12 protein-coding genes are annotated in these 14,654 nt (G+C 44.1%); 3 read left to right on the top strand and 9 right to left on the bottom strand.

Going from position 1 to position 14,654, the window contains the following annotated elements; genetic code table 11:
• Positions 1-39: 39 nt before the first annotated feature.
• A complete protein-coding gene (locus QUA47_RS03510; RefSeq protein WP_333429736.1) occupies positions 40-1,683 on the bottom strand; it encodes an AAA family ATPase in 1,644 nt (547 codons plus the stop codon).
• A gap of 41 nt (positions 1,684-1,724) precedes the next feature.
• The gene (locus tag QUA47_RS03505) at positions 1,725-1,895 is read right to left on the bottom strand and encodes a hypothetical protein (RefSeq protein WP_333429735.1); all 171 of its coding nucleotides are present in this window, start codon (positions 1,893-1,895) and stop codon (positions 1,725-1,727) included.
• Positions 1,896-1,953: 58 nt separating this feature from the next.
• Between QUA47_RS03505 and QUA47_RS03500 the strand changes: the two genes are divergently transcribed.
• On the top strand, positions 1,954-3,606 hold the full coding sequence (locus tag QUA47_RS03500; RefSeq protein ID WP_333429734.1) for an FAD-dependent oxidoreductase: 1,653 nt from the start codon (positions 1,954-1,956) through the stop codon (positions 3,604-3,606).
• Between the two features lie 314 nt (positions 3,607-3,920).
• Here QUA47_RS03500 and QUA47_RS03495 read toward each other — a convergent pair whose 3' ends face one another.
• Together QUA47_RS03495 and QUA47_RS03490 are read right to left on the bottom strand one after the other, a co-directional pair.
• Positions 3,921-4,295: a type II toxin-antitoxin system RelE family toxin gene (locus tag QUA47_RS03495; RefSeq protein ID WP_015179269.1), complete on the bottom strand. Its 375-nt coding sequence runs from the start codon at positions 4,293-4,295 to the stop codon at positions 3,921-3,923.
• Entirely contained in the window at positions 4,288-4,623 is a 336-nt protein-coding gene (locus QUA47_RS03490) for a hypothetical protein (protein ID WP_333429733.1), read from the bottom strand. Before QUA47_RS03490 ends, QUA47_RS03495 begins: the two co-directional genes overlap by 8 nt.
• A 157-nt stretch (positions 4,624-4,780) precedes the next feature.
• On the opposite strand from QUA47_RS03490, the gene QUA47_RS03485 reads away from it, so the two are divergent.
• Positions 4,781-7,525 (top strand): valine--tRNA ligase, encoded by a 2,745-nt coding sequence (locus QUA47_RS03485; RefSeq protein ID WP_333429732.1) that lies wholly within the window; start codon positions 4,781-4,783, stop codon positions 7,523-7,525.
• A 211-nt stretch (positions 7,526-7,736) separates the two neighbouring features.
• Positions 7,737-8,234 (top strand): hypothetical protein, encoded by a 498-nt coding sequence (locus QUA47_RS03480; protein WP_333214535.1) that lies wholly within the window; start codon positions 7,737-7,739, stop codon positions 8,232-8,234.
• Between the two features lie 154 nt (positions 8,235-8,388).
• On the opposite strand, the gene crtB is transcribed toward QUA47_RS03480, so the two are convergent.
• The 5 genes from crtB to QUA47_RS03455 form a co-directional block, all read right to left on the bottom strand.
• Complete coding sequence (gene crtB, locus QUA47_RS03475) at positions 8,389-9,318, bottom strand: 15-cis-phytoene synthase CrtB (protein ID WP_333283482.1); 930 nt, start codon at positions 9,316-9,318, stop codon at positions 8,389-8,391.
• Positions 9,319-9,409: 91 nt separating this feature from the next.
• Positions 9,410-10,783 (bottom strand): 15-cis-phytoene desaturase, encoded by a 1,374-nt coding sequence (gene pds, locus QUA47_RS03470; RefSeq protein ID WP_333429731.1) that lies wholly within the window; start codon positions 10,781-10,783, stop codon positions 9,410-9,412.
• A gap of 268 nt (positions 10,784-11,051) precedes the next feature.
• Positions 11,052-11,681: a TraX family protein gene (locus QUA47_RS03465; RefSeq protein WP_006632783.1), complete on the bottom strand. Its 630-nt coding sequence runs from the start codon at positions 11,679-11,681 to the stop codon at positions 11,052-11,054.
• 466 nt (positions 11,682-12,147) lie between these two features.
• Entirely contained in the window at positions 12,148-13,461 is a 1,314-nt protein-coding gene (locus QUA47_RS03460; RefSeq protein ID WP_333429730.1) for a hypothetical protein, read from the bottom strand.
• An 86-nt stretch (positions 13,462-13,547) separates the two neighbouring features.
• On the bottom strand, positions 13,548-14,591 hold the full coding sequence (locus QUA47_RS03455; RefSeq protein ID WP_333429729.1) for an SPFH domain-containing protein: 1,044 nt from the start codon (positions 14,589-14,591) through the stop codon (positions 13,548-13,550).
• Between the last annotated feature and the right edge of the window lie 63 nt (positions 14,592-14,654).

Below are 14,654 nucleotides of genomic sequence, written 5' to 3'. Positions count from 1 at the left end.
TAACGCCACTGTCTCGGCGTTAATGACGGCGTTAGATTGTCAATAGCCCAATTTATTCTTGATCTTCTCCCAGAGAAACTCATCCATTTTTTCCAGGTTATCAAAGAAGTATTCTTCGAGGTATGGCTCGATTTCCATTTGCCAAATATCTTGGATATTTTCAGATAAAGTTTTTGTCAAAAAGAAGGAGATGCCTAGTTGATAGTGTTTGTTGTTAATTGCCACATTTATATCTTTTAAAATACCAATTAAGCGATTTAATCTAGCAAGGGGAAAACCTGTTTGCCATGTTTTGTGATAGTGACGCAAGACTTTATAGTTAGGAGATAGGGGGATAAATGCGAAGCGGCGGCGGAGTGCGTTATCAACTAAGGCTATAGAGCGATCGGCCGTATTCATTGTACCGATGATGCAGACATTTTTAGGTATTGTAAATTGTTGGCCGCTGGCTAGTTTAACAGTGCGATCGCGATCGTCCAGCAAATACATTAATTCTCCAAATACCTGAGATAAATTTGCACGGTTAATTTCATCAATAATGAGAACGCAAGTGTCTTCACGGGCTTCGGCTTGTTTGCAAAATTCTAGGAATCTGCCGGGAACTAGGGGATAAGTTAATCCTCCATCTTGACTTTGCGGACGGATGCCTTGAATGAAGTCTTCATAAGTATAAGCTGGATGAAATTGAATAATGTCTGAAAAGCCGTCACCGCCACCGATTAAGTATTGGGCGAGTTTTTGAGCTAGGAAGGTTTTTCCGGTTCCGGGCGGGCCTTGAATGATGGCTTGTTGCTTGCGGTTAATGGTGCGTATCCAGCGGTTAATTTCAGATGTTTGAAAACCAGTTAGTTCCGAAATTTCTTCGAGATAATAGGCTTGATTAAATTCTTTTTTGTATAATAAAAAATATTCATTTACCAGAACAGATAAGTCCTTCTCATAAAGATTAAACAATAAAAACAAGGGAAATATTTTTTTAAATGTTTGTGCTATTTTTGTGATTAAATGTTTAGCCGAATATCCTAATACCTCTGATGATTCTAGTGAGACAGCAACCTGAATGTTATTGACTTTAGGTGTCATTAATAAATTCTTTGGTATTTCTTGCCAACAAAAAATCTCTTCTAGCAAACTCAAAACAGATAGTGAATTTTCAATCTTTACGAACCTATAGTCTTCAATTAGGTAATTATAAGAATGAACCTGGCGATTTAACTCGCAAAAACTTTGATGGGGCAGCTTATATAATTCAAGCAATGTTTTCCAGGAATCACTTCTACATTGAGAGCTATAATTGTTAATTAATTTTTTTAAATTTTTTATTTTTGAGTAAATTCCAAAAGTAAATTTTTCAGGTTCAATATTTAGCATTAACTGGGCATTATCTAAAGAATTTATATCTCCCAGACCCAAAGCTACACTGTACGATATTGAGGGAAATCCTTGGAATAAAAGGAGAGAACCAAATTGGTCAATCCTGAAATTTATATAATTTTTGATAAAATCAGGTAACAGCTCTTCCACCTGGCTTAAAATATATTTTAATGGATTTTCAACATATTGCAAGAAAACTTTTTTGTGTTGAGGGTAAAAATCTGATCGGGGATTTTCATTAAATTGTGCCACTAGGTTAAATGTGTCTGCTGAAAAAGGACATTCAGGATGTACAAAAACTTTTTTCATTTTTTCTGTATGTTTAAGGTGACTCAATTGTTGTTCTTAAATTATTGTAGCCGATCGCCCTTCCCGACACCAGATATCAGAGATGCGATCGCACCCACCATCCTTACCCTCATCAATTGCCCTGCCAAACCAGTAACACTGGCAAAACCTCTAACAACAGTTGCCGGAAAATTTAAACTTGTGTCGAAATAATCTAAACGTGCTATATTCAATTCCGTCAACCCTGAACTGTGCTTTCAGGTAATGCAAATTTACAAACGAGTCAACTGAATGCTCTCTACTTTTAAGAAATTAGCTTCAATTGCAATCATCTTTGCCGCCCTAAAACTTTTACTTAATTATCCGGTTTTCAGAGAAATAGAAAATTATATCGCAAATAGAGACCCAGCAAGTGCTACCTTAGACGCTGGAACTCGGCAGCAAAAATCCAGCAGCCCGCCTCCAGTACCTCCCAAAAAATCACCGGAGCAAAAGTTCGATGTAGTAGTATATGGTGATGAAGTACCGGGGATATGTGCGGCGATATGGGCTAAGAAAACTTTAGGCGCAAAGGGCAAAGTTGCGATCGTGCGATCGAACTACGGAAGTGCTCCTTTGGGCGGCTTACTCACCCGTGGCGGTTTAGCTTACATCGATGTAGATAAAATCCCCGGTTGGTATCGCCAACCCTACGCCCAATGTTTTAAGGAATTCTTAGATAAAGCGAATGCGCCCGAATCTTGCTTAGACCCAAAAAAGGCAGATCGAGCTCTCAAACAGATGCTTTCAGCAGCAGGAGTCAAAGTTATTTCTAACTCAACTCTTACTCCCCGCGTCGTAAATAAAAAAATCGAATATGCGGAAGTAAAAGGCAGAAATTTAACCATTAAAGCCAACTCTTTTATTGACGTAACTCAAGACGCCGAATTGGCAAGAAAAGCAGGGTTATCTTATTATACAGGATATGAATCTCAAAATATAAAATCCAAAAATGAAACTTTAGCTGTCTCTATAGTTCCGAGAATTACAGGTATAACGATGTCCGAGTTCCGCAGAATAGAAGATGCAATTCTTTACAACCGGCCTTTGGTAAAAAAGATTAAAGAAAGCATTATGAAATCTAAAGATCCGGCTAGTACCAAATTCTGGCTGAGGAATTTCTGGAGTACGATTTATCAGCCATATACAGACGGCTACGATATCAGAAGCGTAGCCATAGGCGCAGCGTATCACATAGACAGAAATCTGCCATTTAGTCAAAATAAAGGATTCTTTTTTGATAAAGGCAATGTCTGCGTTTATAACAAAAATGTGCTGTCCTGGAACGGGTTTCTGTTTAAATACCAAGTTCACCAAATCATGAAGATGGAAGCTAACGGCAGAAAACCGACTCCTGAAATGATTAGAGAAATGTCACATCTTCAATACTGGCTACAAAAGAAGTCTGGTAAAGATGTGAGAGTATTTCTTCCTGACGAGATTTATATCAGGCAAACTTTGAACGTTCGCGATGTGATAGATCCGCTGACGGGGAAGGAGATTATCAAAGGAGGAACAGTACCCGAAAAGTCGATCGGCAGTTTTTCCTACGATTTCGATATGCGGGGCGGAGTCAAGAATTTATCTGCGAGAATTCCGCCGCTGCCAGTCTATAATTTCGGGATAGAAAGCGCTTTAGCTAGCAAAGTCAAGAATTTAGCCATTGTCGGGCGATCGTCCGGTTATGTCGGTATGGCTGTATCCGTCGGGCGAATTGCGACGGTGAATATTTATCAAGGACAAGGTGTGGGCGTGGCGGCTGGTTTGGCTAGCAAGTTCGGCGTACCTCTGAATTCGATTACTTCGGCTGAAACGAAAAACACTCTGGAGACTTTAACCGGGAAAACTACGTATTTGTCGGGGAGAGATACGAGTTATGGAGTTGATTATAAGGAGGTGAAGTAATCGAGGTATAGCAGTCGCCCGTGTTGCTATACGATGTTAAATCCCGCCTACAAACTATAAATTTTTGTTTGAGTTTGAGAACAAAAAACGCAATTCCTGGAGTTGGATAACTGTTATTCATTGCGATTCTTAATTATTGCAAGTTGTTTTACCAGTAGGACTAATGCAAAAAAACGGTCGATCGGCAAAATCGTGGCTTTCTCCCAGAGAAGGCGGGTTGTGGATTAGGGATTTCTGTCAAATAAGATATTAAAAGGATTTAACCACTGAAGATGTCGAAACCTCATATTCGACGGCGCAAGATTCCCCAACTCTTAGATATCCTCTCGATCTTCGCTCTGCTGCTGCTCGTATTCTGTAATAATGTTCTGAATATCCTCTGCTGCAATATCGACTTGTTCGGATTTGGTGTAAAGGGTCAGCAAAATGATTCCCGTTGCTGTTTGGACGTAGTAAATTAAACGGTATCCACCACTTTTACCTTTTTGAGTGTCGCTATTTCGGACTCTCAACTTGAAGACTGCATAACCCACTCCAGCAATTCGATCTCCTGGCAGTTCTCCCCGTGTGAGTTGTTCGATAATGGGTTGAATATCATTGCGAATGCTGCGGTATTTTTTTGCAAGAGTGCGTAAATTGCGATTGAAGGTTGGTGAAACTATAACTTGAATTAAGGGCAAGTCAGTCATTTTCAATTCCTTCCCACATTTGAGCAACCGAAATGGTTTGCCCAGTCATGGCTTCGTGCCAAGCTTGCCGAAAATCTTGTAGAAGCGCTGCTTTAGATTGGCCCTCTCCGTCAATTTCTGAGAGTTCTGGAATACTAAAAGAATTAGCAGGAGGCATCTCTTTGATATCTGCTGAAAAAACCTCTGGCAGATTATTTTGCGAAATGATTACCCCCTGACGTTGCTTTTGGCTTAGAAACTCTATAAAACTCGCAACTAATGCCAGATGTTCTGGAGAGAGTCGATCGAGCCATCGATCGATTTGATGTCGAAGTGCTGCTACATTCATAATGCCATCAAACCTTTTAATTTTACCTTCATTTTAACGTAAACCCGCCCCGCCTTGAATATCGCTCTTCCCTCTGCCTCTGACGCGGATGCGGTTCAAAACTCTTCTCCTCCCTTCTATGGCACAATCATAAATAAGATCAAACTCTCAAGCCACCATGACCGCAAATCTACCACCCCAATACGACCCCAAAGCCACCGAAGCCAAGTGGCAAAAATACTGGGAAGACAACCAAACCTTCAAAGCTGACCCAGAAGCCGGAGGCGAACCTTACTGCGTCGTCATCCCGCCGCCCAACGTGACCGGCAGCCTCCACATGGGACACGCTTTTGAAGAGACGCTGATTGATGTCCTCGTCCGCTATCACCGCATGACTGGACGCAATACCCTGTGGTTGCCGGGAACGGATCATGCTAGCATCGCAGTTCAAACTATTCTCGAAAAGCAACTCAAAGCAGAAGGCAAAACTCGCCACGATTTAGGTAGAGAAAAATTCTTGGAACGGGCCTGGGAGTGGAAAGCGGAATCGGGCAATACTATTACTAATCAATTACGCAGTTTGGGCGTGTCTGTCGATTGGTCGCGTGAACGCTTTACGATGGATGAAGGCTTATCCGCTGCGGTTTTAGAAGCGTTTGTCCGTCTGTACGATGAGGGGCTGATTTATCGCGGCAATTACCTGGTGAATTGGTGTCCGGCGAGTCAGTCTGCTGTGTCGGATTTGGAGGTAGACCAGCAGGAAGTTGAAGGCCATTTGTGGCATTTCCGCTATCCTTTGACGGACGGTTCTGGTTATTTGGAGGTGGCGACGACTCGGCCGGAAACGATGCTGGGCGATACTGGGGTGGCTGTGAATCCACAGGACGATCGCTACAAGCATCTTATCGGTAAAACTGTGACTTTGCCGATCGTGAATCGCGAAATCCCAATCATTGCTGATGAGTTTGTCGATCCGACTTTCGGAACTGGTTGTGTCAAGGTGACACCCGCCCACGATCCGAATGACTTCGAGATGGGTAAACGTCATAATTTGCCGTTTATTAACATCATGAATAAGGACGGCAGTTTAAATGAAAATGCCGGAGAGTTCCAAGGACAAGACCGATTTGTTGCCCGGAAAAATGTGGTAAAGCGGTTAGAAAATGACGGGGTTTTGGTTAAAATAGAAGATTACAAGCATACAGTTCCCTACAGCGAACGCGGCAAAGTTGCGGTCGAACCGTTGATATCTACGCAATGGTTTGTGAAGATAGATCCTCTTTCTCAACGCGCTTTAGAAGCATTAGATCAAAGTAACTCACCACTCTTTGTTCCTGACAGATGGACAAAGGTTTATCGCGATTGGCTGGTGAAGCTAAAGGATTGGTGTATCTCCAGGCAATTGTGGTGGGGACACCAAATCCCGGCTTGGTATGCTGTTAGCGAAACCCAAGGAGAAATTACTGATACAACACCTTTTATAGTTGCGAAAACTGAAGCTGAAGCTAAGGAAAAAGCAACGGCTAAATTTGGTGATGACGTGCAGCTAGCAAGAGATCCAGACGTATTGGATACTTGGTTTTCGTCCGGTTTGTGGCCTTTCTCAACTCTGGGATGGCCGGATGAAACTAAAGATTTGGAGTTTTACTATCCCACAACTACTTTAGTTACGGGTTTTGATATCATCTTTTTCTGGGTTGCTAGAATGACGATGATGGCCGGACATTTTACTGGAAAGATGCCTTTTGATACTGTTTACATTCACGGTTTGGTGTTGGATGAAAACGGTCAGAAAATGTCTAAGAGTAAAAACAACGGTATCGATCCGCTGCTGTTGATTGGCAAGTACGGTACTGATGCTTTGCGCTACACTTTGGTTAAGGAAGTGGTTGGGGCCGGTCAAAATATTCGCATGGAGTACGATCGCAAAACTGATGAATCGAAATCAGTGGAAGCTTCCCGGAACTTCACGAATAAGTTGTGGAATGCGGCCAGGTTTGTGATGATGAATTTGGAGGGACAGACTCCGGAACAGTTGGGAAGTCCTTCTGGGGTAGGTGGTTTGGAATTGTGCGATCGCTGGATTCTGTCTCGCTATTATCAAGTTGTGCAAGAAAGCCGCAATTGTTTGGAAAATTACGGTTTGGGGGAAGCGGCGAAGGGACTTTATGAGTTTATCTGGGGCGATTTCTGTGACTGGTATATTGAGTTAGTCAAGTCTCGCTTGCAGCAGGATGCTGAACCAAATTCTAAGAAAGTGGCACAGCAAACTTTTGCTTTTGTGTTGGAAGGTATTCTGAAACTGCTGCATCCTTTTATGCCGCACATTACTGAGGAGATTTGGCACACTCTGACTCAAACAGGTGACGATCGATGTTTGGCTTTGCAAGCTTATCCTGAAGCCGATATCTCGCTAATTGATGCTGAATTAGAACAGCAATTTGAGTTGTTGTTCGGTACTATTCGCACTATTCGCAATTTGCGGGCCGATGCTGATATCAAACCCAGTGTGAAGGTGACGGCGATTTTGCAAAGCGAAAGCGAGAAAGAACGCCAAATAATCTCAGATGGAAGCGTTTACATTCAGGATTTGGCAAAAGTCGAAAATCTGACCGTAACTGCTAGTTTGGATGCAGAATCTCCCCTTGGTAATGGGGGTCAAGGGGGGTCAATTGCTGGGGTTGTCGGTACTGTGCAAGTATTGATTCCTCTGGCTGGGGTGGTGGATTTGGCCGCTTTGCGTGCTAAATTAGAAAAGAAGTTGAGCAAGGTGGAAGCTGAAATTAAGCATACTGCGGCGCGTTTGACTAATCAGAAGTTTGTGGATAAGGCTACTCCTGATGTGGTTCAGGGGGCGAGGGATGCTTTGGCGGAAGCCGAAAAACAGGCGGAGATTTTGCGCGATCGGCTAAAGTTGTTTTAAGAGTTGACAGTTGACTGTTGACTGTTGACTGTGGCCGGGGCGGGTTTACGAGATAGTTAGTTTCAAGCATAAATTGTTTGTAAAACCCGCCCCTACGAGATCGCAAATCCTACAATTATCAATTACCAATAGCAGGACGCGGAATACACGGATAGCTGTTTTTACCCATTACCAGTTATGAATAACTAATAAGCAATCACTTATTACCCTCATGTTATATTTAGCCCAAGTACAAAATCAGGAAATTTTAGGTGAGATAAGTCTGCAATTGCTGGCTTGCCAAAATGCTGAGGATACTTGGGCTATGCTTTTTGAAGAAACTGTCTTGACCCTACCGCCAGATTTTGCTCAAAATCCAATTAACTCGGCACCTAATGTTTTAAATGAAGGGATGCTAGTATTAGCAGATATTGGCGAAAATAACCAGGTTGTAAATATTCAAGCAGCTACAAACTGGGTACTACAATTAGTTGAGAAATATTTAACAACAGGCTTTACTCCCGATTTTTTGCAGCAAGAAGCCCAGAAAGCAGAAGATTGGAGGCAATCTCTCACTTTGCAGAGTCAAGAATTGTCTCGCCGCTTGATTGAAGTTGAAGCCCGCCGAGAACAAATTCAAAATTTAGAAGCAAAACTCCAGCAGGAAAAGCAATTGTTGGAAAGTTCGATCGCCCAATTGAAAATTCCGCCCGCTACTCCACTAATTTGACTTATAAATTGACTTAAGTTAACCTAACAAAGTTAGGGACACGGCACTAGCGCATCCCCACAAACCTCATATGCAATTTGCTGGACATCATATAATTTGTAACTTGACAAATACCCCTTACCCGTTGCCGAATCGCCAGCAAAATTGCCTGCGGCTAAAGCACTTTTGACTTCATCCAAGCGGCGGGGAGACACAGCAGTTTCTGAGAATTGCTAACATAAGCCCGCTTCTGGAAAACATCGTACTGATTGCGTTCGATCGCATTTAAGATCCTGCTGTACAGCATAGTAGCAGCCCAAACTGTCCAGCGGATATCGGGACTGAGCACTTTAATTCCCGGTTCGGCGCTGGCGTATAATTTGCGAGCTCGCTGAATTTGAAACCGCATCAATTCCCGCCAGCGGTTGTCAATTACACCGTTGAATAAATCTTCTTCGGTGTAGTTAAACAAGGCTAAGTCTTCTAAGGGAAGGTAAATGCGGCCGCGGCGGGCGTCTTCTCCGACATCGCGCAGAATATTAGTCAACTGCTTGGCAATACCCAGGGCTATCGCTTCTTCTTTGGGAATTCTATTCCCCCAATGCCAATTCCAGTTAGCAGCGGAGCTCGATTCGCCTACACCCATGACAGACATCGACATCAGCCCTACAGTACCCGCTACTCGATAACAGTAAAGATTGAGCTCTTCAAAAGTTTCGTAGCGGCTGCGGTACAAGTCCATTTGCTGGCCCGCAATCATCTCTCGAAACGGCTGAATGTCGATCGGGAAACGAGACAGCGTATCCACCAAAGCTACGTCGTAGTCGTCGTGAGGATGGCCGGCAAACACAGATTCTAGGCGTTTTTCCCACAGATTGAGGGTTTCAGGGGTCGTTGCATCAGAACCAGGCCCGTCTACGAGTTCGTCGGTGCGGCGGCACCAGACGTAAATCGCCCAAATCGCCCGACGCTTGGCTTCGGGCATGAGTTGAGTGCCTAAATAAAAATTTTTGGCATAACTCGCGGTGACTTGGCGGCACAGTTCGTAAGAGTCATCCACAGAAGCCAGAGTTCTCATGCACTGGAGTTTTGACAGTTGCAGCATCCGAGAATAAGAAATTTAAAGATTAGAACTGATTTTCCCCCGTTTAGAAAACGGGAGATTTTTTACGTCTTTATGAAAAATTCTTAATTTTTCATTGGTTATTGGCCGTTGAAATAGCCTGCGCTGTCAGCTTACCAGAAAGCACGGCACCTTCCATACTCGCAAGATAACGCTGCATCGTATAATCCCCCGTTAGATAGAAATTGCTAATGGGAGTTGTTTGTGTGGGACGGCACTGCTGGCGTCCGGGAGTGGCTTTGTAGACGGAACGAGGGGTTTTGACTACGTGATATTTGAGCAGTTTGGCTGGTTCTGGGATTTGATCGGGAAAGAGTTTTTCTAACTCGACCATTGTGGCTGCGACGATATCTTCGTCTGATTTGCCTATCCAGTCTTTGGCCGGTGCTAAAACCAGTTCCAGCATGGATTTGTCTGGGTTGGCATATTCGCGGCAGGTGTTGCTCATGTCGGCGTAGACGCTCAGCAGGGGCGATCGCGAGAACAGCAAATGGTCGATTTCAGTTAGCTTGCGATCGAACCACAAGTGTACATTAATGACGGGTACTCCCTCCAAGCCTTCGAGCTGTTTGAAATAATCCATTTCGCCCCAAGGTTTCGGCATCATCAACTTGAGCGGGTCAACCGGCATCGCGGAAACGTAAATATCGGCCGTCAGAATTTCTGACTCTGCCCCTTTTACTCCCCGAATGTGGAAGCCGCGCACCGTGTTGTCATCGTTGAGCAAAAACTCTTTGATGGGTGCATTCAGCCGTACTTCGCCGCCGCGCTCAGTTATGTAGTCTACCATCGGCTGACACAACCTCTCTGTGGGGGAACCGTCTAAAAAGGCCATTTTCGAGCCGTTTTTCTCTTGCAAGAAGCGGTTGAGGGCTGTCAGCAGTATGGTTGCAGAGATTTCGTGGGGGTCGATGAAGTTGAGCGCCTTGGACATGGCGATGAATACTTCTTTTTCGACTCTGGGGGGGATGTTTTGCTTTTTGAGCCAGTCGGAAAACGAGTATTGGTCCATTTCTTCGACATAGTTTTGACCCTGAAGCATCGCCGGAATCAAACCTATACCGAAGCGGATTTTTTCCGGCCAGGTGAGCATATCGTTGTTGCTCAAGATGGCTGCGACGCCGTTGAAGGGAGCCGGAAGGTCTGGAAAGTCAAAGCGGGAATAGGTTCCGGGGGTTTCCGGCTGATTGAAAATCATCGAGTGCTCTTTCCATTGCAGCCGGTCTTCGATGTCAAGTTCTTTGAATAGTTGGAGCATATTCGGGTATGCGCCGAAGAAGATGTGGAGGCCGGTTTCGTACCAGTCGCCGTCTGCATCTTTCCAGGCGGCTACTTTGCCGCCGAGTACGTCCCGACTTTCTAGGAGGATGGGGGTGTGACCCGCGTCGGTAAGATATTTAGCGCAGGAAAGTCCTGCTAAGCCTGCTCCGGCGATCGCAACTCGCATTTGATACTACTTGGCCTCTGTGTTCGCTTCGGTTTAATTATACTTTACAACTCGTTACAATATTTTGTCATTCTCAGCCTAGGGAAAAATCTCACCGACGGGTAAGCCAGCAAAGATCCCGACTTCTGTCAGATACTCCTGGATGACAGAGTGAAGGCAAGTTACAGGAAAGCGATCGCGATCTTCTGGGGGCGATCGCTCAGAGACGCGGTTGTACTTCGTTTAAATAAAAAATCCACAATGAACTAATTAGAATCCCCAGTCTTATTTAGACCATTGTTCGCAGTGCCGCTAGCCCCCCAAGGTGTAGTGGGTAAAAATAATAGAAAAATCTTTTTTCTAGAGCCGTGGGTTTTTGGTCTTTAGAGGTATCGTAGTAGGCCAGAACTAGCGGTGTGAATATAGCGAAAATTTGAATCCAGCTTTTGCAACTAATTGCATATCCGATATTTGCTATAGTCCAGCCGAACCACCAAAGGCGAGAGCCTCCTCCTTTCCACCTAATCATCAATAGCGGGCAAGCCACTGCATACCAGCCGTAAGTCACTCCTAAAATTTGAGCACTTACTAGACCTGTGCTTAAAACTGCAATTTTGCGATCGAAGCGTCGGATGTAGCTCAAAGTTAGTGCTGCTACGGCAAAGCTAAACATGATGTTTAACTGCAAATTGCCAAAAAGTAACATATGAGGTATTTGAGAAAGTACCCCAAATAATATCAGTCGAGTAATCAGAGGATTTTTGTCCCCCGGTCGTTTCCAGTTTTGAGCAAATACCCAACTAAACAACGGAAAACTGAGGCGGCCGATGATACGCATGGGTTCTGCTTCAAGCATCAATCCGATGTGGTCTATTAGCATTAGAGCGGCGGCCAACCATTTAATTTGATTTTGATTCATACAATTGATTCTCAAATTTTGTTAGTAAAAGTTCGTTTGTTGTACTAATTAAATATTCTGTGACTTGTTGACACAATATATTTACAAGTTTTCGCTTTTCACGAAGTTTTATATGCTATCAATTGCAGTTCATGAATGTGTTTTTAAAGGTCTATATTTCGTAGTTTATATATTATTTCGGAAAATAGTATGGGTTTTTATTAAAATCATCAGTACAATTAAATCTACTGTACTCATAATCTTTACTTAAAGCAACACCTAAATTAAACAGAACAAGCTCTCTTTAATTTAGGTGTTTAAAAAAAGATACTTAAAAACTCTGTTGTGTACTCCTTAAGGTAGATTTACATTAAACTTATTGATTCGGATCAAATAATAATTGAGTTAATTTTACTGACATCGATCGCGACTACTACACCGACGACGATGCCTCCGCCGCCTCCGGTGACTGCTCCATCGAGAATTACTAGAGTGTAGAGGGAATAGGCGCTGGCGGTAATTTTTTGTTCGGGGGGACAGGTGCGGTAGAGGGAACAGGCGCTGGCGGTAATTTTTTGTTCGGTACAGGTGCGGTAGAGGGAACAGGCGCTGGTGGTAATTTTTGGCTAGGTACAGGTAAGGAAGTTGGTTGGGGTTGGGGTTGAGGGAGACCGGGAACACGGATATATTTCCAATTACCAGTAAACAATAGGTACATAACACCCGCAAGCACGACACCGCTAACAACAGCAGCAGTAATTTTCCAAACACTGTAGGGACGTTCGCCTTGAACTTCAGCGGTGCGTGCATTAACCATTACTTGATATCGTTTGTTTTGATAACGATAGGCACACAGCCACACAGGTAGCAAAATATGCTTAAAAGTGATACCACTGTAATCAGTAGAAATGCTGTGAACCCGCTGTTCGTCGCCACCAATATTCCTACAAACATCCGAGCGAATAGTAGGAGCCATGACATTTTTAGCAGATTCAAATCCTTGAGTGAGAGAAACTTGCGATCGCTGCGCTTCAAACCCAGCTAAATAAGATGAATTGTAAGGGCGCAGCGACTCCTTGAGATGCCAAGGTTCTAACGCATCTAGGCGGGGGCGATCGACTGAAGTTGTAGCGGGAATCAGAATATCGTCAAAAAAGCGATCGACTTTCCCAGAAGCAGGCCACCACCTGGTATGTTGCACTTGGCGAGTTTTAGTTTCTGTTTCGCCCTGTGAGTTTGTTTCCGTATAAGTTTCAGTTACGTAGTAGTGTTCTCCGCGAGAACCTTGATAGTAACTAACCGTATAAGTGTCGTAAGTCCAAAACGGCAAATAAACCCCTTGAATTTTCTCCTGTTGCGCTAGGGATTTCAAAGCAGAAGGAGCAAACCAGCGATTGCTGAGCCACTTCTGAATGCTTTCTCTGGCCTGTTTATCAGTAACTTCAAAAGGAACAATTCCCTCTGGATGCACGCTAGGGCTAGCTTTTTCAGGTTGCGTCACAATTGGCGAAGCACAAAATGGGCATTGGCCCGCTACTTTCGGCGGTTCAAAAGTAACAGTTGCTCCGCAATCATTGCATTTTACTTCCAGGGCTGTTGTTGACAAAGTTGTCAGCGTCGTGCGATCGACTTGGAGATATTGTTCGTAAGAGTTCTCCTTTACCTCTTCAGCCGTTTGGGGAATTGCATCTTCCCAGCCGCAGTAAGCACACTTGAGCTTTCCTGCTTGGGGGTTGAACTCTAAATAAGCCCCGCAGCTAGGACAAGGAAAACGTTTAACAGCAGGTTCAGAAGTATTCATAATGGTTAATTGGTGATGTAATTGCTAATCGGTAATCGGGAAACCATACCAATTACCAATTACCAATTAACTAAATATGCAAAATTTTAGGCGGCGGCTGGCGGGGGAGGCGGCGGTACTGTCGCCAACAAAGATGCTAATTCCGGCACTTGCGATGCTAACTTCCAGCCGTCAAAACCCGCACGCCACACCATTACCTGATGTGTCAAACCATTTTGCAGAAGTTGATGCAATTCAAAAGGGCCTGATTGTTGACCGTTTTGGGCAATATACCACTGAGTTTGTATTGGCGGAGGAGGTGGCGGCGGTGTTTGCGATGCTGGCGGCTGCATCATATTTGTCATTTGCTGGCCTAGTGCCATTCCCATGCCAAATTCTAATGCTTGATTGCCGCCGCTAGGGTTATTTGCAGATGCTTCTATAGCGTTAGCAGCTTGATATTGGGTATATTGCTGCATATTTCCCAGAAGTCCGATTGAAGCTCGTTTGTCGAGTGCTTCTTCAACTTCAGGCGGCATCGAGATATTTTCAATTAATAGCTGAGTTAACTCTAAGCCAAACTGCTGGATACTTGGCTGTATGGCAACTCGCACCTGTTCGCCCATGTGGGTGTAGTTGGCTGCAAAGTCCAGCAGGGGAACGCGGGAACTGCCAACCCAATTGGCAAAGGCACTGACTATTGTATTGCGGAGTTGATCGGTGATTTCATCTACTTGAAATAGTCCGTCAGTGCTGATTAGTTGCTTTAAGAGTTGTTCTGGATGGGAAACTTTAATGTTGTATGTGCCAAAAGCCCGCATTCTCACTGGGCCGAGTTCGGGATCGCGGATAATTACAGGGTTAGAGGTTCCCCATCTCAGGTTGGTAAATATTTTGGTGTTAAAAAAGTAGACTTCTGCTTTAAAGGGAGAGTTGAAACCGTAGGGCCAACCTTTTAAGGTGCCCAGAACGGGTAAGTTGCGGGTGTACAGTTCGTGCATTCCCGGATCGAAGATATCGGCAACTTGGCCTTCGCTGACAAAGACTGCTATTTGTCCTGGCCGTACAGTTAGTTTAGCACCTTGTTTAATTTCGTTTTGGTGGCGCTCGAATCGATAGGCAATGGTATCGCTGGTACAGGGTAAGCTCATCTAATTTGGTATAATATGAACTTGACAAAGTTAACAAAATAAGCATAAGAGACTGTGTAGACA

The sequence above is a fragment of the Microcoleus sp. MON2_D5 genome (assembly GCF_036701905.1).
Taxonomy (GTDB): domain Bacteria; phylum Cyanobacteriota; class Cyanobacteriia; order Cyanobacteriales; family Microcoleaceae; genus Microcoleus.
The sequence above is the reverse complement of the archived record's forward strand: the minus strand, read 5'-3'. Positions and strand labels throughout refer to the sequence as shown.